This window comes from Butyricimonas sp. Marseille-P2440 (assembly GCF_900091675.1).
GTDB lineage: Bacteria > Bacteroidota > Bacteroidia > Bacteroidales > Marinifilaceae > Butyricimonas > Butyricimonas synergistica.
The window spans coordinates 1,812,916-1,836,825 of record NZ_LT594610.1; the positions used below are offsets into that span (position 1 = coordinate 1,812,916).

The window sequence follows — 23,910 nt, forward strand, 5'->3', positions numbered from 1 at the left end:
GTATCTTTTGTATAAAAACGACTTGCTATTTAAAACTTTTCAAATATAGAATAATCTATAAATACTACAAAACGTTTTAACACTTAAATTTATTCCTTGTGCTCCCCGCACTCGTGATGGCAAGCAACCCCCGAATCGAGCAAGAATCCTTTGAGGTATCCTTCTGTGACTTTCCGCACGTCGCCTTTGCAGCCGCGAAGGACTTTTATGCCTTGCTCGCTCAATTTATTCAAAGCGCCGTCGCCCATGCTCCCGGCAAGCATAACGGAAACCCCTTTTTCACGCAACACGGCTGCAATATCTGATTTACAGCCACAACCTTGCGGGGATGGCAAAGTTTCTACCCCCGTGATGTTCTTCGCATCGTCGGTAGTAAATAAAGTATAATACTCGCAATGTCCGAAATGGTCGTCTACCATATTATCTCTCGTTGGTACAGCAATCTTCATGGTTTAATTCCTCTCTTTTTATAATTGTTCTACTGAAAAAAATCACCTTTTATCATATATGGAGCAAAGGTAGTGCTTTTTTATTTAAAACAAGGAAAAAGCATTTTCTTCCCTCCTAACCCGGAATTGTATCAATAATCGAAACTGTATATTTATTCTATTCGAATCAAGATACATTTTTTTATAAAAATAACACTGTATTCGCAACTATCTGATTACCAATTTTCTCATTCCATACAATGTATTGCGATATTCATTATTATTTATAACTTTGTATTGGGAAGATAATTACACCGCATAAATGCTTTCAAAAAGGCAGCTTCACGGGATGAATTTAAAAGAGAAAGAAATTAAAAAACGTGATGTTTTTACTTCGGAAAGGAGGGACAAAATGGAAGTAAAATACACACCAAAACATTAAAATGCAGTAGAGGTAAATTAATATTCAAATATAGCAAATTCATTTGAGAATAATTTAACGTACAGGATGGCTAAAAGACAAACAAGTAACAATTAACAGTTTTTGGAAATTACGCTTGTAGGATTTTAACAACAAATGTTCGTGAACAGGGATTGTTGTGCCAAAATTTTAAAGAAACAACAGATAATTATGACTGGTATGAACAAGGGAATAATAGAATATCCGAGTTGTCATACAATGAACAACTCGAATTCGCCACAGGTAGAGATGGTTCGTATTCCGAAAGGAGCGACAGGATGTCTTGAACTTCATCACAATGAAGTGGCATTCTTCATGGAAGGACGCCTGAAATTCATTTTTGGGGATTTCCACGAACACGAGAGCAAGAAAGGATACATCCTATTCCTGCCTGTCGGCGGACGTTACTTCTATCGGGCACCCGTGAATGCTATTGTTATGGTGTTCAGGTTACATGGTCCTTTGAAGTTATGTGACAATTATCCCGTGGAAAAACTATTTGATTTAAAAACTATCGCTTCAGGTAAAAATTGCAAATCCCGGATGAAGAAGCTAAATATGTTACAGATCAACTCGCACTTGTGGCATTTCCTGGATGGGATCAACAATTGCCTCAGGGACGGGATCGACGGTAATTACTATTTTGAGTTAAAGATCAAGGAATTCTTTTTACTCTTGCGTACCTACTACTCGAAAGAGGAAATTCACGATTTCTTTCAACAAATACTGACAAAAGACACGATATTCTCGGAATACGTGCGACTTAACAGTCAACGTTTCCGGACAGTAAAGGAAATAGCAGATGCCATGAACCTATCGACAAAACAATTTGCCAAAAAGTTCGTGGACATCTTCGGTGAAACGCCCTACCAGTGGATGAAAGCGGGAAGAGCCAAGATAATTCATGCCGAAATAACCTCTACTAGAAAGCCTTTCAAGCAGATCGCTTTCGAAAACGAGTTCAGCACCATTGCACAATTCACGAAATTTTGCAAAAAAGAATTAGGCAAAACCCCTAGTAACATTAGGGCTAGCATTATATAAATGGAGAAAATTGCAAACAAAAAGGGAAATATTGATAATCGTTAATTAATACTCATAGCGTATTTTTGACAAATTATTAAGGGTAAGGTTCCTTCCGGGAGTTTCCCGAAACCGGAAGCAAAAAGTCGAAGTACAACAAATAGCATGAAGCATTCGACAAAAAAGATCGGGAATTTGAAGTATTATGGAGGGACATTTTAGTAAAATGGGAAAGAATATATTAATAGGGATAACTGTATTCCTTGGAATCATTTGTTTTGCCTGTATCGACGAAACGGTAGCTCCCGAAAAAGAGCCCATCGTTGTCGATGATAAAGTGCAACTCGAATTGTTCACGAGGATCGACCCGTATAAGATTCCGGAGTCCCGCTCTTCTGCAAACGAAGACGGCGTGGATATGACCCCATGGGTGCTAGTGTTCAAGGGTAACGACATGAAATTCGTGGAAGCCGCTCAAGCGTTGACAATCAACAGTACCAACAAACGATATGTTATACTGACCAAACAGGCTGAAGCCTGCAAATTACTGATACTGGCTAATCCCCAGACAAGATTCTACATGAACGCAACACAGAGCTACACGTTTTCGTCCGGTACATTCGCAACAGCATTGCAGAATATGTCCCTGGATGCCGCCTGCCAAGCGTTGTGTACCGAACCGCTGAGTAACCCGCAAACCTCAATCCCGTTTGCTAATTTACAATTACTACCGATGAGTCACGTGGTTGACCTTCCCGGTGGAATAAATAAAAACACCAAAATCGGAAGTGATGCCCAACAACTGGAAATGCTTCGGGTTGTGGCTCGGGTGGAAGTGATAGACCAGGAAACCGGCTTTGACTTTAAAGGAATAACGATGGTGGCAAATGCAGCCAAACAAGGTTTACTACACAAGCAAAACGGAAATGCGATTACCCCGGCTAGCAATCGGGTGGAATACAGGTACAATAACTCATATTCGGACGATATTGCAAAAGCTGTCGTGAACGGCACGGAACAAACCACAACGGAAAATCCCGTATACCTTTACGAGGCAAGTACAACATACGATATGTACATCATTATCCGCGGGATATATGATGGTAAAGAATATTTTTATAAACTGGCGTTTATCGGCGAGAACGAGAATCATTTGGACATCGAGAGAAACCACCGATACATATTCACGATCACGAAGGTCAAGGGTCCGGGGTATTCCACGGTAGGTGACGCGAAAGTATCTCTGCCGTCGAACACGCAAGTGGATTACACGATCACCGTGCGGGACGAAGCCTCCTATGAAATCATCTCCAACAACGATTATTATATGGGAGTCAGCAATTCACACTACATCGTGTACGCCGATGCAGGTACGACCAAAGAATTTCACGCATTTACGTTAGCGACGGACTGCATACGCCCATTCCCGGATAAAAGAACCATCACGGCATCAACCGGGTTGCAAATCAGCAGTCCCGCGGCAGGCACCAGCGTGGCACTACCTATCGTGACGAACACCAGTCCGCTAAAGACAGAGGTCAAGATACAACTGGGAGCCGGGTTTTCCGCCGGTACCGTTCAACTGGAACTGGGTAACCTGGAAAAGACAGTGAGTGTCGAGCGACGGGATAGAATAAGCCGGTTAGAGAACACGCTCACCTTCCCGGAATTCTATTGCCTCTCCGCCTACGTGGAAGAAGATGATGCCAAAACTTGGTTGAAACTGATGTCTTCCTCGGGTATGCGGGATGTTACTGACGAAATTATCGTGGAAGACGGGGTTATAAACATACGCGTGGAAAGAAATGGCAGCGGACAAAGATACGGTACGGTTTACCTGACAACGATAAAAGACCCAGGATCGCCGACAAGCCAGATCATCCGGATCAAAATATATATAACGCAAAGAGAAGTAATCAACGTGTAAACAAGAATAAAGATGACGATATTAATGAAAAAGGTACTGATAGCAGCATTGTTCATAGTCGGGTGGATTCTACCCGAGGCAAACGCACAAAAAGTTGCCGTGAAAAGCAACCTGTTGTACGACGCCACGGCAACAATGAATTTGGGGGTGGAAATCGGTTTGGCACGCAAGTGGACGTTGGAAGTACCCTTCAATTACAACCCGTGGAAACCCGCTAACGGCAGGCGATTGGCACACTTCGGCGTTCAACCGGAAGTACGCTATTGGTTCTGCGAGCGCTTCACCCGCACGTTTATCGGGCTGCACGCGCATTACGCAGATTTCAACGTGGGCGGTTGGCCTAACTGGTCGTTCATCAGCAAGAATATGCAGAACAACCGCTACCAAGGCGAACTCTACGGGGCGGGATTCAGCTTCGGTCGGTCGTGGATTCTGAAGAAACGCTGGAGCATCGAAGCCGTCGTCGGGTTGGGATACGCGCATATAAAATATGACAAATACCCGTGCGCCGATTGTGGGCTTAAACTGAAAAAGGACAGCAAAAATTACTTTGGTCCCACGAAAGTAGGAATCACATTAGTGTATCTCATTAAATAATTAAGGAAGTGATGAACAGGATTATACTCTATATAGCAACGATACTGGTAATGTTCCAGTTGGACATAGCTCCCGCGGCAGCTCAAACCCGTTCCTACACGGGGACGGTCACCGTGAAAGCCCTGCGGATGGAACGAGAGGAGAACATACTCCACGTGGATTTGGATCTCATCTTCAACGAGATGAAAATCAAGTCGGCACATGGCATGGATATCATCCCGCAACTGGTAACCCCGGAACGGACGTACAACCTCCCGAAGGTGTCCTTCAAGGGACGGGACGAATACTTGTCCCACGAGCGCAAACTAGCCCTGATCGGCTACAACCCGCAAGTGGACACGGACAAGGCTTACGTGGTGGAAAAAGTGACGAAAAAGAAAAACGGCGTGCTCAACTACCGTTACTCGCTTCCCTACGAGGCGTGGATGGCTGACGCAGCACTCGACGTGCAATACGATGAATGCGGTTGCGGCGACACGGAACTGATGAGAGTGGAACGCCTTCTGAATCCCATCCCGCCCGTGGAAGAATACATCGTGACCCCTTACCTGGTATATATCCAACCGCCAAAGGAGGAGATCAAACGCCGGGAGATCGTGGCAGAATGTTTCCTTGACTTCGTGGTCAATCAAACCGTGATCCGCCCGGACTACATGAACAACCCGAAAGAACTGGCGAAAATCCATGACATGATCGACGATTTGAAAAACGATGCCAGTGTCACGGTAAACCGTCTGGACATCACGGGATACGCTTCCCCGGAAGGTTCCTACGCAGGCAACCAGCGCCTGTCGGAAGGACGCTCCAGAGCACTGGCAAACTACCTTGCCTCGCAGTACGATTTCCCGCACAATATATACCATATATTCTTCGGGGGCGAGAACTGGGCAGGTCTGACGAAAGCCGTGCAAGCAGGTCACATGGAATACAAAAACGAGATTCTCGATATACTGGAATACACTTCTTCCTCGGAGGATAGGAAAGTCAAGCTGAAACAATTAGCCGGGGGTATCCCCTACCGCACTATGCTGCGGACGATCTACCCGAGTTTGCGTGTCGCCATCTGCAAGGTGGACTACAACGTGAAGAACTTCGACGTGGAAGAAGCGAAAGCGGTCATCGGGACCAGCCCGCAAAACCTGAGCTTAAACGAGATGTTCCACGTGGCTAACACCTACGAGTACGGTTCTCGGGAATTCGTCGACGTGTTCGAGACGGCAGTCCGTATCTTCCCGAAGGACGAGATCGCCAACCTGAACGCCGCCGTCGCTGCCATCGCACGCGAAGACTTGGCACAGGCTGAACATTACCTGAACAGAATAACCCCGGAAGGCTATCCGGCAGAATATAACAACGTGATGGGCGTACTCGCCCTGTTGCAAGGTAATTACGAGAAAGCGGAAACCTATCTGCAAACGGCAGCCGCCCGAGGGCTGGAAGTCGCCAAGCAGAACCTAGAAGAATTGGCAAAGAAAAAAGCCAATGCTATTGAAATTAAAAAAAGAATAGATAACAAAATCAATTATTAATCACATCTTAAACAATTTGTAAAATGAAAAGAATGAACAAATTTTTTACATTAGTATTTGCAGCGTTAGCATTCACTGCATTTACAGCATGTAACGATGACAAGACCGGAAAGGACGGCGACGAAATCGCACCCGCCGGCGAAGCCTGGACTACACTTAGAATAATCAACCCCAATACCAATTTGGGACGTGCATTGAACACCCCAGACCAGTATCCTTCTACTAGTCCCGAGGAAACAGAGATAAAAGAAGTCAGAGCTATTTTCTTTAACGGATATGATGCGACAAGCGTGGTAACCGACGTGAAGAAAATCACACTCAACGCTTCTAATATCAGCGATGCATTCCTTGTTGCGGATAACTCTAAATCTATATTGATTGTTATAAACCCGCCCAGCAATTTCCCGGATTTCACCAAAGGTCAACCCTTTGCCACGGTAAATGCTGCTATTAAGACAATTCCGGACATTTACACGGACAAACAATTCATGATGACCAACGCCAAAGGTGGTTTGGAACCTTCATTACCTGACGGTTCTCCCGCTGCCGGCTTGCCATTGTTCACGTCTAAAAACGATGCAGAGTTACCGGGTAATGCTTTAAAAATCAATGTAGACCGTGTTGTGGCAAAAGTACGTGTATTCGTAACCTACGCTTCTACCGAGGCTGCCGTGATAGAGAACGCAAGTTGGGTTGTAAACCTCACGAACAAATGGTACTATCCCGTGTCCGAGAGAACTCAAACTTTCTTGGGTACAGCGACCCCATTCGACGAATACGGATTAGGTTCATACCGTAAAGACCCGAACTTCGATCACACGAACATTCCTTACCCGTCAGCAGATTTTGACGAGCAATACAATTTCTACACGCAAGCAGACGTGGATAATAACAGCATTGTCTGGATTGCCCCCTGCCACGCGACAGATCCTAATCAAGGTGGAAAACCCCAATACTGTGCGGAAAACACCCAGCGTAAGGAGGACAACACGTATGCTTACACGACCCAAGTATTGCTGAAAGCAACTTACTTGCCCAAGTACAAGAAGTTTGACGGCAGCATGACCGATGTACAAGAAGGTAACAAAGACTGGATGGACATCAATGGTGGTTTCTACACCTACGCCGTGATGATGGAATGGATTGAGGGAGAATTGACGAACAAATACATAGACCAAAACCCGGCAGGATACGTTACAAACGTGACGACCGCTTTCAACAGTTACCTGAAGTATCTCCAAGGCAAGGGAGCTGCCGTGCAGGAAGTAGTTATCCCGGATGTAGCCGGAGTTAGAACAGTTGCAGAAATTGTACAGGATTTTGAAAACCAAAAAGCAGGTGTTGTGGCTCACGGCGCGGACGTGAATAAGGACGTGAATGGTGACCCTATCGTGAAATACTACAAATCCGGTATCAGTTACTACGCGATCGCTATCAAACACGATAACGACACAGATAACTCTAACAATGAATTCGGAGAATTCGGTGTGGTTCGTAACTCCATGTACGACATCGCTGTAAAATCATTCAACAATCCGGGCTACCCGATCGTTATCGAGCCGGATCCGGACAAGAAAGATGAATTTGAAGCTTGGTTAGCTATCGAAATCGGTGTTAACCCGTGGACATGGTACGTTCAAGAAGAAAATCTATAAGCGTTCTATGCGTGATATTAAGTATGGGATTCGTCCCATACTTAATTTACCCAAACGTTTATTTCCTTTAATCATAATAGAAAGATAGAAAAATGAAACTTAGAAATCTAATCCGTCAAATAGCATTAGGTATTCTTGTACTAATCCCAGGAATATTTCATTCCTGCGACAGTATCCGGGAAGACCTCGACGAGTGTCGCTTACTTGTTCGGTTCAAGTACGACTACAATATGCTCTCCACCGATGCGTTCCACACGCAAGTCGATAAAGTAGATCTATACGTGTTTGACGGAGAGGGCAAGTTTCTATTCATGAAATCCGAGGAAGGCACTCCACTGACAACCGGCGACTACCGCATGGAATTGCTTCTCCCTATCGGGCAATACAAACTACTCGCGTGGGCGGGAGTACACGGATCATACGAGGTGACCGACCTCGAACCCGGCACGTCCACCTTCACCGAGCTGGAACTCAAGTTGAAACGCGAGTCATCGCTCGTCGTCGACAAACAAGTTGAACCCCTCTGGTACGGGGAACTGGCAGACGTGGACTTCACCGGAATAGAAAACACGACAACCACCATCAACCTGATCAAGAATACAAACACGATTCGTTTCGTGTTCGAGAACCAGGGCAGGAGCAATTTCAACGTGAACGACTACACCTACGAACTCACCGAATCGAACGGTTACATGGGGCACGACAACGCCTTGAAGCCTGACGACGTGCTGAGTTACCAACCTTACTACATGGCACAGTCCTCCGCCACCACGGGTGTTATCGAACTCAACACCATGCGGCTGATGACCGACCGTCTGAATCATTTCGCCGTGAAAGACAAAACTTCCGGCAATACCGTCTTCAAGGTAGACCTGACAGATTTCTTCCTTCTGCTCCGTCATGAAGAGCACAAAAACAAATGGGGAGACCAAGAGTATCTTGATCGTAAAGACTCTTACGACGTGGTATTCTACCTTTCCGGTTCCACCAATCCCTGGCTAAGCGTAAGCGTCATCCTCAACGGCTGGACGTGGTACTTACAGGAAGAAAATGATTAAATGATTAAGTGATTAAAAATCACCCAATCGTTAATCATTAAATCTAAAATTAATCGAATTTTTTCGTGTACCCGTGGCAATACGGCTGAGTCCCTTTTCGCTCGTAATAATTCTGGTGATAATCCTCGGCAACCCAAAAAGTAGACGCCGGGGCAAGCCTCGTAACCACTTTGTATCCCTTTTCTTTTAACTGCCGGATCAACTTCTCGGCAATAGCCTTTTGCTCCGGACTGTTATAGAATACCTCCGAACGATACTGCTCGCCGTAATCCGGTCCCTGCCGGTTCACCTGCGTCGGGTCGTGCAACTCGAAAAAGAGCTTTGCCAACGTTTCGTAATCCGTCTTCGACTTGTCGAACAACACCCGCACCGCTTCCACATGTCCCGTACCCCCCTCGCACACCTCCTCGTAGGAAGGGTCTTCCACCGTGCCGCCCGTGTAGCCGGACTCCACGGCAAGCACCCCGGGGGCTTTTTTCATGTAGTACTCCACACCCCAGAAGCATCCTCCCGCAAATATCGCCGTGTCCAGTTTCACATCTGCGGCGGGCACGAACTCCATCGAGATCGAATTTACGCAATGCCGGGTATTCTTCGCAGTGAAGCCCTCGCCCATGAACACGTGACCGAGGTGCGCCCGGCAACGAGCGCAAATGATCTCCGTACGCAACCCGTCGACATCTGGCACCCGCTTCACCGCCCCCTCGATCTCGTCGTCGAAACTCGGCCACCCGCAATGCGAATCAAATTTGTCCTCCGAGCGGTACAACGCCGCCCCGCATTGCTTGCAGACATACGTGCCTTTCGCCTTGAAATCATAATACTTACCCGTGAACGGGCGTTCTGTCCCTTTATGAAGTATCACCTGCTTCTCGTCTGCCGTCAATTCTTTCTTTTGTGCCATAATTGTGTAATTTACCAGAAACAACATCAATATCACCAATCCTCTTTTCATAACCTTGTTTTAAATCGTGAAACGTATCTCCTCCTGATAAAGTTATTCATTTTTCAAGACAATACAACAACTTTTCGAGGACAATTCACATATAAAGGATATAAACTAAACAAAAAATTAAGAGATATGACAACAAGAATTGCGACTACAACAGCTGGCCCCAGGGGTTTCAGATGGTTATACATCCTTCTGGCTATCGTACTATTCATTTTCGGCGTAGGCATCCTGCGCCACCCTGCCGCCTCCTACTTCGGGCTGGCACTATACTTTAGCATCGTTATCATCGTGATCGGTGTCTGCGAATTCATGAACGCTCTCGCAGGCGGAAGTTCCCGCCACTGGGGGTGGGGAGTCGTGGTCGGGATTATCGATTTCATCATCGGGTTCGTCCTGCTCATCCATCCCGCCATCGCCGAAGATATTCTTCCTTATATCGTCGGGTTCATCCTCATGTTCAAGAGCATCGATTTCATTTCCGAATCCCTCGAGATGTCCTCGCTACAGGTCAGAGGCTGGGGCTGGATACTCTTTGCAGGTATCGTCACCCTTGTCTTCTCCTTCATGATCGTGTTCTACCCCATATTTGGTATCTTGAACATCATCGTCTGGACAGGACTTAGCTTCATCTTCGCCGGAATATCCTCGTTCATCTACGCCTTCGTGAGATAGACAAGGATCAATTTTAGATTGCTGTCACCCTGAGCCTGCAAAAGATCTCCCGCCACAACACAAGATATTGGCGGGAGATTCTTCACTTCCGCCCAGAAGGACAGCGATTTAAAATTAGCAGGTCATAAAATCTAAAATTAGTAAGACCTTTCATCCCTTCCCTCCATCCAATTGATAAAGGCTGTGTTGACAACCTTGTTGCCCCCTGGAGTGGGATAATTGCCGGTAAAGTACCAGTCGCCGGTGTCGTTAGGACAAGCCCGGTGCAGGTTCTCGACAGTCTGGAAGACTACTTTTACCTCGGCACGCAGGCGTTCGTCACGCACCATCAGCGCCACCCGGTCGGAGATTTCCTCGTCAGTGAAGGGGGCGTATATACGTTTCACGTGGTTCACGATCCGCTCCTTAGGCAAACCCTGTTGCGCCTTGCAATCGCGGTACACCTCGTCAATCAGGCTTTCCATGCCTCGCTCGCGAAGCAACTCGATAGCGGCGTTGAAGGCTATAAACTCGTTCATGCGGGTCATGTCGATACCGTAGCAGTCGGGATAGCGAATTTGCGGGGCGGAAGAAACCACCACGATCCGCCGGGGTCCCAGCTGGTCGAGAATACGCAAAATACTCCGCCGAAGCGTGGTACCGCGCACGATAGAATCGTCGATCACCACGAGGTTGTCGTTTTCCCCGACTGCCCCGTAGGTAACATCATAGACGTGCCCCACTAACCCGTCACGCCCGGAATCAGAGGTGATGAAAGTGCGCAACTTGGCATCCTTAATCACGATCTTTTCTACACGAGGTTCCCGGCAAATAATAGCATCCAGTGTTTCCTCGCACCACGAAGCTTTGCCCTCGCGTATCAGCCGCTTCTTCTCTTCCACCATGTATTGCTGCACACCCGCCACCATGCCGTAGAAGGAGGTTTCGGCAGTATTGGGAATAAAAGAAAATACAGTGTTGTCAAGATCGTCGTCCACCGCCCGGATGATTTGCGGCGTGAGCAGTTCGCCTAGCTTTTTGCGTTCCCGGTAGATATTGCGGTCATTGCCGCGGGAGAAATAGATACGCTCGAAGGAACAACTGCTCCGTTTCAATGGGGGACGCACGAGTTCCTCTGTGACCGTGCCGTCTTTCTTGATAATCAAGGCGTAGCCCGGTTTGATCTCCTGAATATCCATGTTCATGCCTTGAAAAGCGGTCTGTATCACCGATCCCTCGGAAGCGACCACCACGACCTCGTCGTCCTTGTAATAATACGCCGGACGAATTCCCCACGGATCACGCACCACGAAAGCGTCGCCATGACCGAGCACGCCCGCCACGGCATAACCGCCGTCCCAGTCTGCACTACTCCGTGCCAACACCTTGGGGAGGTCGATCGCCTGCTCGATCAACGGGGTGATCTCCTGCTTGGAGAATCCCTTGTCCTTGAAGAAATGATAAAGGTCTTGTATCTCGTCGTCGAGGAAATAGCCTACCTTCTCGAGCAAAGTCACCGTGTCGGAATAATTCCGCGGGTGTTGCCCCGCCCGAATCAAGCTGTCGAATAACTCGTCGACGTTCGTCAGGTTGAAGTTCGCCGCAAGAGCCAGATTGTGGCTCCGCCAGTTGCTCGCCCGTTTCAGCGGATGAACGTAGTCTATATTGTTTTTGCCGAAGGTGGCGTAACGCAAGTGCCCGAGGTAAACTTCAGACACGAAAGGCAGGTTCTGCTTCGCCCAAGCGACATCCTTGCCTTGCACGAGGTCGGACTGAAAGTTCGCATGAATCCTATCGAACACTTCCTGAATGGGGTTGGCATCACACGATCGCATTCGATCCATGTACTTGTAGCCCGGCTCCATGTCGAGCTTCACTCCCACTACTCCCGCACCGTCTTGCCCACGGTTGCGTTGTTTTTCCATTAAAATATATAACCGATTTAAACCGTAAAGATATGAGCCGTATTTTTTCTGGTAATAATCCAACGGCTTCAACAAGCGAATCAGCGCAATGCCGCATTCATGATGGATGGTATCACTCATAAATATTGATTGTTAGTGGCTACAAAATTAATAAAAAACGACGGATATATCATATAGGGAAGCGTGAAAGTTTATGAAAATTTATTATCTTTACCGGAAAGGAAAAACGAATTTTAGATTGAACTCCCCCCGGCACTTCGTGCCACCTTCTCTATAAACAGAGGAGGAGCTGGAATACTAATCCGGCTTAGGGAGGCTTTTGATTTCAAATTATAAGATAGATCAAGATGAACAAAAAAATCGTTACTATTATAATCACAATAGGTATCCTGCTTGCCGGGGGAATTTATCTTTTTTGGGGGAAACGAGATATGTATAGCGAGGCGAACGCACCTCGCACGACGATAGAATTATCTACCGACAGCACGGACTTCGGCACGTTTCCTTACGCGGAATCGAAACACTGTGTGTTTCGGTTCCGCAACACGGGCGAACAACCGCTGATTATCAAAAATGTGGTGTCGTCGTGCGGGTGCGCAGAAGTGACGTGGAACAAAAGACCGATTGCACCGGGTAAGACGGACTCGCTCGCAGTCGATTTTAAGGCGAACTCGCTGGGACAGTTCAATAAAACCGTGGAGATGATCTGCAACACGGAACCCGAACGCCACCTGTTGCACCTGAAAGGATTCGTCGAAGAATAAGTATAAGTGTATCCGCTTGCTTTAACATGAAAGATTAACATTCTTTATCACGGGATATTCAGGCATGATTTAAAATTAGCTTATATTTGCGTGCCTTAAGTTAAGATATAGTATGCAGAACGTGTTGAAGAGTAGTATATTAATCCTGTTTTTAGCCGTCGTAGGTCTGTCCGGCAAGCCAGTCCAGGGGCAAGAACTATCCTTTCAGGAAATACAGACGGGAGGTTCATGCAGGAACGAGGTACTCAGCACGTCGTCGCTGATTCCGTTTATCGTGTTCCTCACGGAGGAGTGCGAGATCATACTCGGAAGCACGCATTTCACTCCCGACACGAAGACTTACCTCGTGTTGTTCTTCATACAGAAATACAATAAAGACAAGATAACCGTTTCCGATCATTCCAAACGGAACTGGTATTTTCACCCTTTCTCGACCTTGGGCAAAACCAAATACTACGTCTTCGCCCTGAGGAAAATCATTGTTTAGCTGACGCGAAACAAGTTACAAGCCGGAGCCTCCGGCTCTGTAAGTTGCAAGTTACAAGTTTGCAACTTGCGGGATAGATAGTTTGTAACCTTTTAACTTGTAATTTTTTAACTTGCAACCTGTAACTTTTTAATATTATGAATCTTACATTATTTGTGGTCGTATTGATCACGGCTATCGTGCTAGTAGTCGCCGCCATGAGTATTGCCAGGCTTATTTCTCCCCGCTCCTACAACAAACAAAAGGGAGAAGCCTACGAGTGTGGCGTGCCAACACGAGGAAAATCGTGGATGCAATTCAAGGCGGGGTATTACCTGTTCGCCATCTTGTTCCTGATGTTCGACGTGGAGACCGTGTTCCTCTACCCGTGGGCGGTCACCGTGCAGGATGCGGGGATTGACGGATTGCTGAATGTATTGTTTTTTATGCTGATTCTTATCCTGGGATTGGCTTACGCGTGGAAGAAAGGAGCTTTGGAATGGAAGTAAAAATCAAATCCATGAAATATGAGGAGTTCAACGATAATGAATATCTTGAACAATTGCGGGCATCCGGCACCAACGTGGTGGTGGGATGCCTCGACGAGGTTATCAACTGGGGACGCTCGAATTCCCTATGGCCGCTCACGTTCGCAACAAGCTGCTGCGGTATCGAATTTATGGCAGTGGGAGCGGCACGTTATGATTTTTCCCGATTCGGGTTCGAGGTAACACGAGCCAGCCCGCGGCAAGCCGATTTCATCATGGTTGCCGGGACGATCGTCCACAAGATGGCGCCCGTGCTAAAACGCCTCTACGACCAGATGGCAGAACCGAAATACGTGATTGCCGTGGGCGGTTGCGCCGTGTCGGGCGGTCCGTTCCGCAATTCCTACCACGTGGTGCAAGGCGTGGACACGATACTCCCGGTAGACGTTTACATCCCCGGATGCCCTCCCCGACCGGAAGCGTTACTGTACGGGATGATCCAGCTGCAACGGAAGGTGAAGGTAGAAAGGTTTTTGGGTGGTAAAAACAGGAAAGAAAAAAGAAGTGAAAACGAGAAGGGAGAAGAAGTATGATACTAGAGAATATTAAAAATAAATTCCCAGAGGCGTCGATCGAGGAAGGCGCACTCTTTACCATTACCGTGGAAACGGGGCGTTACAGGGAATTGGCTTTATACCTGAAGAACGACGGGGGGTTGGCTTTCGACTTCCTGATCTGCATGACGGGGATAGACTGGGGCGATTCACTGGGCGTAATCAGCCTACTGCAATCCACGAGGCATGAACACAAGTTGTTCCTGAAAACTTTCACGACCAACCGGGAGAATCCGGAATTACCCACGGTGTCGGACATCTGGGAAACGGCGAATCTAAACGAACGGGAAGTGTACGACTTCCTCGGCATACGGTTTATCAACCATCCCGATATGCGACGGTTATTCCTGCGCAACGACTGGGTGGGTTATCCCCTGCGCAAGGATTATGACGCAAACCCGGAGGTGAATCCGGTACGGTTGTACAGCGAGGAAACCTTCGACGTGACTCCCTCGTTCGAGGCGACGTCACACGGGGGCGAAGTGAGTGAAAAAGAAAACGTGCTTTTCGAGGAAGACGAGTACGTGGTAAATATAGGACCACAGCATCCCGCCACACACGGGGTTCTTCGTTTCCGCGTGTCGCTGGAAGGCGAGATCGTGAAGAAAGTGGACGTGAACTGCGGGTATATACACCGGGGTATCGAGAAGATGTGCGAGAGCCTGACTTACCCGCAAACACTAGCGCTGACCGACCGTCTGGATTACCTGGCGGCTCACCAGAACCGCCACGCGCTGTGTATGTGTATTGAGGAAGCCTTGGGGCTGGAAGTGCCCGAGCGGGTGAAGTATATCCGCACGATCATGGACGAGCTAAACCGCCTTTCATCCCACCTGTTGTTCTGGTCGACCCTCTGCATGGACATGGGGGCGCTGACAGCTTTCTTCTACGGTTTCCGCGACCGGGAAAAGGTGTTGGACATCATGGAAGAAACCACGGGCGGACGCCTGATACAGAACTACAACGTAATCGGCGGGGTGATGGCTGACATCCACCCGAACCTGATACACCGCGTAAAAGAGTTTCTCAAGTACCTGCCCCCGATGATTAAGGAATATCACGAGGTATTCACGGGTAACGTGATCGCACAACAACGCCTGAAAGGCGTGGGTATCCTTACTCGTGAAAACGCTATCGCTTACGGGGCTTCGGGACCGACGGGACGTGCCGCCGGATGGTCGTGCGACGTCCGCAAACACACGCCTTACGGGGTGTATGACAAGGTGGACTTCAAGGAGATCATCCATACCGAGGGTGACTCGTTTTCCCGTTACATCGTGCGCGTGGAGGAGATCATGGAATCCCTGCATATCCTGGAACAACTCGTGGATAACATTCCCGAGGGCGATTACGCCGTGAAGACGAAACCGCTAATCAAGCTGCCGGAAGGTCACTATTTCAAGAGTGTGGAAGCCAGCCGAGGCGAGTTCGGGGTGTACATTGAAAGCCGGGGCGACAAATTCCCCTACCGGGTGAAGTTCCGCTCCCCTTGCCTACCCCTCGTGTCTATCGTCGACCAGCTAGCAAGAGGCAACAAGATTGCCGACCTGATCGCCATCGGGGGAACGCTGGACTACGTGGTACCGGACTTGGACAGATAACAAACAATTGAGAATTGAAAATGTAAAAAGGTTTTAGGATTAGAAAGAACGTGGATTGTGCGGTGGGAATCTAAAATCTAAAATCACTAAATCATAAAACGGATAATGTTTGACTTTGCAACAATAACACATTGGGTTGATGAACTTCTGAGAAGTTTCCTTCCTCACGCCACAGCAACACTGGTGGAGTGTATACTCATCGGGTTGTGCCTGCTACTGGGATATGCCCTTATCGCACTGGTGCTGATTTACGCGGAGCGTAAAGTTTGTGCCTTTTTTCAATGCCGTATCGGACCGAACCGGGTGGGACCCTACGGGACAATACAGAGTGTAGCCGATATGATTAAGATGTTGACAAAGGAGTTGATCGATATTAACCATATCGACCGTTTCCTGTTCAACCTCGCTCCTTTCGTGGTAATCATCGCCTCGGTACTTGCCTTCGGGTGTATCCCGTTCGCGAAGGGACTGCACGTGATTGACTTCAACGTGGGAATCTTTTTCCTGATCGCCGTATCGTCCATCGGTATCGTGGGTATCCTCCTTGCCGGATGGGCTAGTAATAACAAATACTCGTTGATCGGTGCCATGCGAAGCGGGGCGCAGATGATCAGTTACGAGCTGTCGATCGGGTTGTCGATTCTTACCGTGGTTGTATTTACCGGAAGTATGCAGCTTTCGACCATCGTGGAAGGACAGGCTGACGGGTGGCTGCTTTTCAAGGGACATATCCCGGCGTGCATCGCCTTTATCGTTTACTTGATCGCCGGAACTGCCGAAACGAACCGGGGACCTTTCGACTTACCGGAAGCCGACTCGGAGCTGACAGCAGGATACCACACGGAATACTCAGGTATGCACTTCGGCTTCTTTTACCTTGCCGAGTACCTGAATATGTTCGTGGTAGCTTCCGTGGCAACCACGCTTTTCCTCGGCGGATGGATGCCGCTGCACGTTCCCGGCTGGGAGAGTTTCAACCAGATCATGGATTATATTCCTTCTATCTTCTGGTTCTTCGGTAAAACCGGAGTGGTGATATTCATTATCATGTGGTTTAAATGGACGTTCCCGCGGTTGCGTATCGACCAGTTACTCCGATTGGAGTGGCGCTACCTGCTGCCGCTCAACTTGCTCAATCTTTTCCTCATGGTGATCGTGGTCGTGTTTAAACTACATTTTTAAAGACGGAAGAATATGAATAGTAGTATAGCAAGATATTTTACCTCGTTCTTCAAGGGACTTTTCTCGTTACTGACAGGAATGAAGGAGACTCTCCGGGAGTTCTTTACCAAGAAGACGACCGAACAGTACCCGGAGAACCGGGCAACGTTGAAGATGTTCGACCGTTTCCGGGGCGAACTCGTGATGCCACACGACGAACAAGGCAACCACAAGTGTATCGCTTGCGGGATATGCGAGATGAATTGCCCGAACGGTACGATCAAGATCACTTCCGAGTTCGTCACCGACGAAGCCGGGAAAAAGAAAAAGGTGCTGGTGAAGTACCGCTACGATTTGGGTAGTTGTATGTTCTGCCAACTCTGCGTGAAGATGTGCCCGCAAGACGCCATCCACTTCGTGCCAACATTCGAGCACGCCGTGTTCACGAGAGATAAGCTGGTGAAGATGCTCCACGATAATAAAAAATAAGCGATTAAGTGATTGCCGATTAAGTGATTAATCACAAAATCCGAAATCACAGAATCACATAATCATTAAATCTAAAATGAATATATGAGTACAGCAGAATTACAAGAAACGGTCTTTTGCATCCTAGCAGCGGCTATCGCTGTCTTCTCGATACTGACCGTGACGACAAACCGAATCTTGAGATCGGCGACCTACCTGCTTTTCGTGCTTTTTGCCACTGCCGGAATATATTTCCAGCTGGAATACTCCTTCCTCGGGGCTGTCCAACTGACAATCTATGCCGGGGGTATCATCATCTTGTACGTCTTCTCGATCTTGTTGACCACGGTCGACAAGACGAAAGTCACGAAACTGAAAAACAGCAAGATGTTTGCCGGATTAATCACGGCGCTGGCAGGTGCGGCTATATGTGTTTACATCACGTTAACCCACTCGTTCGGACCATCCCGCTTCGTGGGTGGGGAAATAAACATGAAAGTCATCGGAACTGCCCTCATGGGTACGGAGAAATATCAATACCTTCTCCCCTTCGAGGTAATTAGTGTCCTGTTGCTAACGTGTATTATCGGCGGAATTATGATAGCGAGAAAAAGATGAAACAATTCAGTGATTGCCCATTTATGATTAAGAGATTAATCACGAACCTAAAATCACTAAATCACAGAATCATTAAATCTAAAATCAGAATATGGAACTACACATGGAATATTACTTGGTGATTAGCACGATTATGCTTTTCGCGGGAATCTACGGTTTTATTACCCGGAGGAACCTGCTGGCTGTGCTGATTTCCATAGAGTTGATACTAAACTCGGTAGATATTAACTTCGCCGTGTTCAACCGCTATCTCTTTCCCGAACAGATGGAAGGCTTTTTCTTCACCCTGTTCGCTATCGGGGTTTCCGCTTGCGAAACGGCTGTTGCCATAGCCATCATTATCAACATATACCGGAACATCCGGAATATACAAGTGAAGAACTTGAGTGAGATGAAACACTAAATAATTGAAAATGCACTCCTCCGTCGGCACGCCAACACCTCCTCCATAAACAGAGGAGGAACTAGTGACTCGACCCGGAGTCGGTGAATAAAAATTAAGAATGTAGAATGAAAGAAGCGTTGGCAAGCGGGGAGAAATCTAAAATCTACAATCGTTAAATTTAAAATTAAAACATGGAATACACAACACTCATATTAATACTACCACTGCTAACGTTTCTGGTGTTAGGACTGCTGGGGACAAAACTGAAGCCCTTCACAGCCGGATGTATCGGGACGCTTTCGTTAGCCGTAGTGGTTCTGCTGGCTTATAGCACGGCATGGCAATATTTCTCGATACCACGGGTAGACGGGGTACACGCACCCGTTATTCCGCTGAACTTTGAATGGTTGCGTTTCACGCAATACCTGCATATCGACCTGGGTATCCTGCTCGACCCGATCTCGGTCATGATGCTCGTCGTCATTACTACCGTGTCGTTTATGGTACACGTTTACAGTCTGGGATATATGCACGGGGAAAGAGGTTTCCAACGTTATTACGCATTCCTCTCCCTGTTTACCTTCTCCATGCTGGGGTTGGTGGTTGCCACGAACATCTTCCAGATGTATATCTTCTGGGAACTCGTGGGAGTTTCTTCCTATCTGCTGATTGGTTTCTATTACACGAAACCCGAGGCAGTGGCGGCTTCCAAGAAAGCCTTTATCGTCACCCGGTTCGCAGACCTCGGTTTCCTGATCGGAATACTATTATTATCTTATTACACGAAGACGTTCTCGTTCGAGATATTGACCTCGGGCGATGCTTCCATCTTCACCGGAGCAGCAGGAACTACGTTCATGGGTTGCTCCGTGATAAGCTGGGCAATGGCGCTGATCTTCATGGGAGGTGCCGGAAAATCGGCGATGTTCCCCTTGCACATCTGGTTACCTGACGCCATGGAAGGTCCTACCCCCGTATCGGCATTGATTCATGCCGCCACAATGGTGGTTGCCGGGGTATTCCTCGTGGCTCGGTTGTTCCCCGTCTATTACTTGGAAGCTCCGGATGTGCTGGTACTTATAGCCGTCGTCGGGGCGGTCACCTCGCTCTACGCCGCCGTTGTAGCCTGTGTACAGACAGACATCAAGCGGGTGCTGGCGTTCTCCACGATCTCGCAAATCGGGTTCATGATGGTAGCTCTCGGGGTTTCCGGCATGGACGGACACGCCGGGCTGGGATACATGGCTTCTATGTTCCATCTGTTCACGCATGCCATGTTCAAAGCACTATTGTTCCTCGGGGCGGGAGCTATTATCCACGCCGTGCACAGTAACGAGATGAGCCACATGGGAGGTCTGCGCAAATACCTGCCCGTGACGCACATCACCTTCCTCGTGGCTTGCCTTGCCATCTCGGGTATTCCGCCATTCTCCGGATTCTTTAGTAAAGACGAGATACTTGCCGCCGCATTCATGTTCAGTCCGGTAATGGGAGTCGTGATGAGTTTCATCGCCGCTCTTACCGCATTCTATATGTTCCGGTTATACTATAATATATTTTGGGGAAAAGAGAGCGCACACGAGCATACCCCGCACGAGGCACCGAAGTTCATGACTCTGCCGCTCGTGTTCCTTGCCGTAGTGACCCTTTTCGCCGGTTTTATACCTTTTGGTAAGTTCGTTAGCAGCAACGGTCAGGAGTACATCATCCACCTCGATTGGTCGGTAGCTATCACCAGCGTGATCGTGGCTTGTATCTCCATTGCTCTAGCTACTTATTTTTACAGAAAAGCGAACCCGATACCCGATAGGCTGGCTACGACATTCAGCGGATTGCACCGTGCGGCATACCGGCGGTTCTACATTGACGAAGTATATCTCTTTATCACGAAGCGGATTATTTTCAATTGTATTTCCCGTCCCATCGCTTGGTTCGACCGCCACGTGATCGACGCAAGCCTAAACGGACTTGCTTCCGTGTCACAATGGGTGTCCTACAATATCCGGGACCTGCAATCGGGTCAGGTGCAGCAATACGCTTACGTGATCTTGTTCGGAACGATATTGATTTTAATACTGGTATTGATTTAAATTGAAGAAATCTAAAATTAATAAATATGAACTTTTTATCCTATTTCGTTCTAATACCGATCCTCACGATGTGCGGGCTATTCTTCTCGAAAAACCTGCAACAGATTCGTGTAACGGTTGCCACGGGTGCTTCGCTATTGCTGGTTCTCGCCGTGGGATTGGTATTCGCCTATCTGGGGGAACGAGGTGCCGGCAACACTGCCGAGATGCTATTCACTGCCGACACAATGTGGTACGCACCTTTGAACATACACTACTCCGTCGGGGTAGACGGCATCTCGGTAGCCATGTTGCTACTCTCTGCCATCATCGTTTTCACCGGGACATTCGCCTCGTGGAAAATGGAGTTCCTGCAAAAAGAATACTTCCTTTGGTTCTATCTACTATCCATCGGGGTGTTCGGGTTCTTTATCTCGATAGACCTATTCACCATGTTTATGTTCTACGAGGTTGCGCTGATTCCCATGTACTTGCTGATCGGTGTCTGGGGCAGTGGCAAAAAGGAATACGCCGCCATGAAATTAACGCTGATGTTGATGGGTGGTTCTGCCTTCCTGCTCGTCGGGATACTCGGGATATACTTTAATTCCGCAGGTACCGGAATGCCGTCCATGAACTTGCTGGAAATAGCACACTCCCACGCCATGCCGTTAGCGTTGCAACGCTGGTTCTTCCCGTTGGTATTTATCGGTTTCGGGGTGCTGGGGGCCTTGTTCCCGTTTCACACGTGGTCGCCCGACGGTCATGCCTCCGCCCCTACCGCCGTTTCCATGCTCCACGCTGGGGTATTGATGAAATTGGGAGGATACGGGTGTTTCCGGGTAGCTATCTACCTCATGCCAGAAGCCGCAAAGGAGTTATCATGGATATTTATCATTCTTACGGGTATCAGTGTCGTTTACGGGGCTTATTCCGCCATCGTGCAGACAGACTTGAAATATATCAACGCTTATTCTTCCGTGAGCCACTGCGGGTTGGTGCTTTTCGCCATCCTTATGCTAAACCAGACCGCCATGACGGGTGCAGTGATGCAAATGCTCTCCCACGGGTTGATGACAGCGCTGTTCTTTGCGTTAATCGGCATGATCTACGGGCGTACCCACACGCGGAACATCCGGGAAATGGGCGGATTGATGCGTATCATGCCCTTCCTCGGTGTTTGTTACGTGATCGCCGGTCTGGCTTCCCTCGGGTTGCCGGGATTAAGCGGATTCGTGGCTGAAATGACCGTCTTCGTGGGGGCATTCCAAAACACGGACACATTCCACCGGGTATTTACTATCATTGCCTGCACCTCTATCGTCATCACGGCGGTATATATCCTGCGGGTAGTTGGCAAATTGCTTTACGGGAAAGTGGTTAACGATCACCACCTGGCTCTCACCGATGCCGTTTGGTACGAACGTTTTTCAACCATCGTGCTCATTCTCGCCATCACTGGCATAGGTCTAGCTCCCCTGTGGTTATCCGACATGATTAGCGGATCGTTGCAATCGCTCATCTCGATGTTACACTAAATCACAGAATCAATAAAATCGTTAAATCTAAAATAACAACATGGTTTACGCTAATTTCTTACTAATGAAAGAGGAAGTATCACTCGTTGCGGTGATTGTCATACTCCTTGTCTACGATATATTCGGTTCGCAGAAGAGCTTGAAGTATTTCCAGCCCATCGCCTGCGTGCTCGTGGGAATCCACACTTTGCTGAACCTCTCGCCCAACATCGAGATTACGGCATTCGGGGGGATGTACCACAACGTGCCCATGGGTAGCGTCATGAAGACCATTCTCAATATCGGGACGCTGCTCGTCTTCATGCAGGCGAACAACTGGCTTGCCAGTGAACGTACCATCATCCGCCGGGGCGAATTTTACATGATTACCCTTGCGACCTTGCTTGGTATGTATTTCATGATCTCTGCCGGAAACTTCCTGATGTTCTTTATCGGGTTGGAAACAGCCTCTATCCCAATGGCAACCCTTGCCGCATTCGACAAGTACAAGCAAAAATCAGCCGAAGCGGGAGCGAAATATATCCTTACAGCCGTTTTCGCATCCGGGTTATCGCTGTACGGTATATCCTTGATCTACGGCACCACGGGAACCCTTTATTTCGAGGATATTCCCGCCGGCATCACCGGTAGTCCCATACAACTGATGGCGTTCGTGTTCTTCTTCGTGGGACTAGGCTTCAAACTATCGCTTGTTCCCTTCCACCAGTGGACACCCGACGTTTACGAGGGAGCCCCGACAAGCGTAACGGCATACCTTTCCGTGATTTCCAAAGGTTCGGCAGCCTTCGTGCTTATGGCAATCCTTTACAAGGTATTTGCCCCGCTCGTGTACGAATGGCAAAGCATCCTCTATTGGGTAATCATTGCCACCATCACTTTGGCAAACCTTTTCGCACTACGCCAACAGAACTTGAAGCGGTTCTTCGCCTATTCCTCCATCTCGCAAGCCGGATACATCATGCTAGGTGTCATCAGCGGCACGGCGATGGGTATGACAGGACTGGTGTACTACGTGCTGGTGTATATGCTTTCCAACCTCGCAGCTTTCGGCGTGATCGCTATCGTGGAACACCGTTCCGGCAAGATCACGATCGACGACTATAACGGACTTTACTGTACCAATCCCCGCCTTAGCTTCGTGATGATGATTGCCCTTTTCTCGTTGGCAGGTATCCCCCCGTTCGCCGGGTTCTTCAGCAAGTTCTTTATCTTCGCAGCTGCCGCCCAACAAGGATACTACGTGCTGGTATTCATCGCCCTGGTGAACACGATCGTTTCGCTATACTACTATCTCCGGGTTGTAAAAGCCATGTTTATCAACAAAAGCGAAATACCCATCGAATCCTTCCGTTCCGACGGCTACACCCGCATCAGCCTCTTGGCGTGCAGTGCCGGTATCCTCGGCGTGGGCGTTCTAAGCATCGTCTACGAGAGCATCGGGACGTTCAGCTTTGGGATGTAAGAATTAATACATTTGTTGATTGCCGATTTAGTGATTCATTCATGAGAATTACAAAATCGGCAATTATTAAA

The 23,910-nt window shown here is 48.1% G+C and carries 22 protein-coding genes; 19 read left to right on the top strand and 3 right to left on the bottom strand.

All coding sequences use genetic code 11. The annotated features are described in order from the left end of the window. Positions 1–89 precede the first annotated feature (89 nt). On the bottom strand, positions 90–449 hold the full coding sequence (locus BN8899_RS18675; RefSeq protein WP_018335990.1) for a NifB/NifX family molybdenum-iron cluster-binding protein: 360 nt from the start codon (positions 447–449) through the stop codon (positions 90–92). 619 nt (positions 450–1,068) lie between these two features. Between BN8899_RS18675 and BN8899_RS18680 the strand changes: the two genes are divergently transcribed. From BN8899_RS18680 to BN8899_RS18705, 6 genes are all read left to right on the top strand, one after another. After that, the gene (locus BN8899_RS18680) at positions 1,069–1,932 is read left to right on the top strand and encodes a helix-turn-helix domain-containing protein (RefSeq protein WP_169503544.1); all 864 of its coding nucleotides are present in this window, start codon (positions 1,069–1,071) and stop codon (positions 1,930–1,932) included. Between the two features lie 205 nt (positions 1,933–2,137). Next, a complete protein-coding gene (locus BN8899_RS18685) occupies positions 2,138–3,838 on the top strand; it encodes a hypothetical protein (protein WP_065220813.1) in 1,701 nt (566 codons plus the stop codon). A gap of 24 nt (positions 3,839–3,862) precedes the next feature. Then, a complete protein-coding gene (locus BN8899_RS18690) occupies positions 3,863–4,435 on the top strand; it encodes a DUF3575 domain-containing protein (RefSeq protein WP_026207162.1) in 573 nt (190 codons plus the stop codon). Positions 4,436–4,446: 11 nt separating this feature from the next. Continuing rightward, positions 4,447–5,964, top strand: a complete 1,518-nt coding sequence (locus BN8899_RS18695; protein WP_040371221.1) for a DUF3868 domain-containing protein — start codon at positions 4,447–4,449, stop codon at positions 5,962–5,964. A gap of 32 nt (positions 5,965–5,996) precedes the next feature. Then, positions 5,997–7,619, top strand: coding sequence for an Mfa1 family fimbria major subunit (locus BN8899_RS18700; protein WP_018335985.1), 1,623 nt, complete (start codon positions 5,997–5,999; stop codon positions 7,617–7,619). A gap of 92 nt (positions 7,620–7,711) precedes the next feature. Next, positions 7,712–8,677, top strand: a complete 966-nt coding sequence (locus BN8899_RS18705) for a FimB/Mfa2 family fimbrial subunit (RefSeq protein ID WP_065220500.1) — start codon at positions 7,712–7,714, stop codon at positions 8,675–8,677. A 49-nt stretch (positions 8,678–8,726) separates the two neighbouring features. Here BN8899_RS18705 and BN8899_RS18710 read toward each other — a convergent pair whose 3' ends face one another. Continuing rightward, a complete protein-coding gene (locus BN8899_RS18710) occupies positions 8,727–9,632 on the bottom strand; it encodes a bifunctional methionine sulfoxide reductase B/A protein (protein WP_231932426.1) in 906 nt (301 codons plus the stop codon). Positions 9,633–9,758: 126 nt separating this feature from the next. Here BN8899_RS18710 and BN8899_RS18715 point away from each other — a divergent pair, with 126 nt between their 5' ends. Beyond that, positions 9,759–10,301, top strand: a complete 543-nt coding sequence (locus BN8899_RS18715) for an HdeD family acid-resistance protein (RefSeq protein ID WP_018335982.1) — start codon at positions 9,759–9,761, stop codon at positions 10,299–10,301. Positions 10,302–10,438: 137 nt separating this feature from the next. Here BN8899_RS18715 and BN8899_RS18720 read toward each other — a convergent pair whose 3' ends face one another. Next, a complete protein-coding gene (locus tag BN8899_RS18720) occupies positions 10,439–12,325 on the bottom strand; it encodes an amidophosphoribosyltransferase (protein WP_018335981.1) in 1,887 nt (628 codons plus the stop codon). Positions 12,326–12,552: 227 nt separating this feature from the next. Here BN8899_RS18720 and BN8899_RS18725 point away from each other — a divergent pair, with 227 nt between their 5' ends. The 12 genes from BN8899_RS18725 to BN8899_RS18780 all read left to right on the top strand — a co-directional run bounded on the left by BN8899_RS18725 (position 12,553) and on the right by BN8899_RS18780 (position 23,839). Continuing rightward, on the top strand, positions 12,553–12,969 hold the full coding sequence (locus BN8899_RS18725) for a DUF1573 domain-containing protein (RefSeq protein WP_065220501.1): 417 nt from the start codon (positions 12,553–12,555) through the stop codon (positions 12,967–12,969). A gap of 112 nt (positions 12,970–13,081) precedes the next feature. Continuing rightward, the gene (locus tag BN8899_RS18730; protein ID WP_018335979.1) at positions 13,082–13,456 is read left to right on the top strand and encodes a hypothetical protein; all 375 of its coding nucleotides are present in this window, start codon (positions 13,082–13,084) and stop codon (positions 13,454–13,456) included. A gap of 137 nt (positions 13,457–13,593) precedes the next feature. After that, positions 13,594–13,944, top strand: a complete 351-nt coding sequence (locus BN8899_RS18735) for an NADH-quinone oxidoreductase subunit A (protein WP_026207157.1) — start codon at positions 13,594–13,596, stop codon at positions 13,942–13,944. Further along, positions 13,935–14,516, top strand: coding sequence for an NADH-quinone oxidoreductase subunit B (locus BN8899_RS18740; protein ID WP_065220502.1), 582 nt, complete (start codon positions 13,935–13,937; stop codon positions 14,514–14,516). Before BN8899_RS18735 ends, BN8899_RS18740 begins: the two co-directional genes overlap by 10 nt. Continuing rightward, entirely contained in the window at positions 14,513–16,138 is a 1,626-nt protein-coding gene (locus BN8899_RS18745) for an NADH-quinone oxidoreductase subunit D-related protein (RefSeq protein WP_082987130.1), read from the top strand. The genes BN8899_RS18740 and BN8899_RS18745 overlap by 4 nt, the downstream gene beginning before the upstream one ends. 105 nt (positions 16,139–16,243) lie before the next feature. Next, complete coding sequence (nuoH, locus tag BN8899_RS18750; protein ID WP_018335975.1) at positions 16,244–17,320, top strand: NADH-quinone oxidoreductase subunit NuoH; 1,077 nt, start codon at positions 16,244–16,246, stop codon at positions 17,318–17,320. Between the two features lie 12 nt (positions 17,321–17,332). Next, complete coding sequence (locus BN8899_RS18755) at positions 17,333–17,788, top strand: 4Fe-4S binding protein (RefSeq protein ID WP_065220503.1); 456 nt, start codon at positions 17,333–17,335, stop codon at positions 17,786–17,788. Positions 17,789–17,872: 84 nt separating this feature from the next. Next, a complete protein-coding gene (locus BN8899_RS18760; protein ID WP_065220504.1) occupies positions 17,873–18,385 on the top strand; it encodes an NADH-quinone oxidoreductase subunit J family protein in 513 nt (170 codons plus the stop codon). A gap of 103 nt (positions 18,386–18,488) precedes the next feature. Further along, positions 18,489–18,788, top strand: coding sequence for an NADH-quinone oxidoreductase subunit NuoK (gene nuoK / locus BN8899_RS18765; protein WP_018335972.1), 300 nt, complete (start codon positions 18,489–18,491; stop codon positions 18,786–18,788). Between the two features lie 173 nt (positions 18,789–18,961). Continuing rightward, on the top strand, positions 18,962–20,860 hold the full coding sequence (gene nuoL / locus BN8899_RS18770) for an NADH-quinone oxidoreductase subunit L (protein WP_065220505.1): 1,899 nt from the start codon (positions 18,962–18,964) through the stop codon (positions 20,858–20,860). A gap of 26 nt (positions 20,861–20,886) precedes the next feature. After that, positions 20,887–22,377 (top strand): complex I subunit 4 family protein, encoded by a 1,491-nt coding sequence (locus BN8899_RS18775; RefSeq protein ID WP_065220506.1) that lies wholly within the window; start codon positions 20,887–20,889, stop codon positions 22,375–22,377. Positions 22,378–22,417: 40 nt separating this feature from the next. After that, a complete protein-coding gene (locus BN8899_RS18780) occupies positions 22,418–23,839 on the top strand; it encodes an NADH-quinone oxidoreductase subunit N (protein ID WP_065220507.1) in 1,422 nt (473 codons plus the stop codon). The last annotated feature ends 71 nt before the right edge of the window (positions 23,840–23,910 follow it).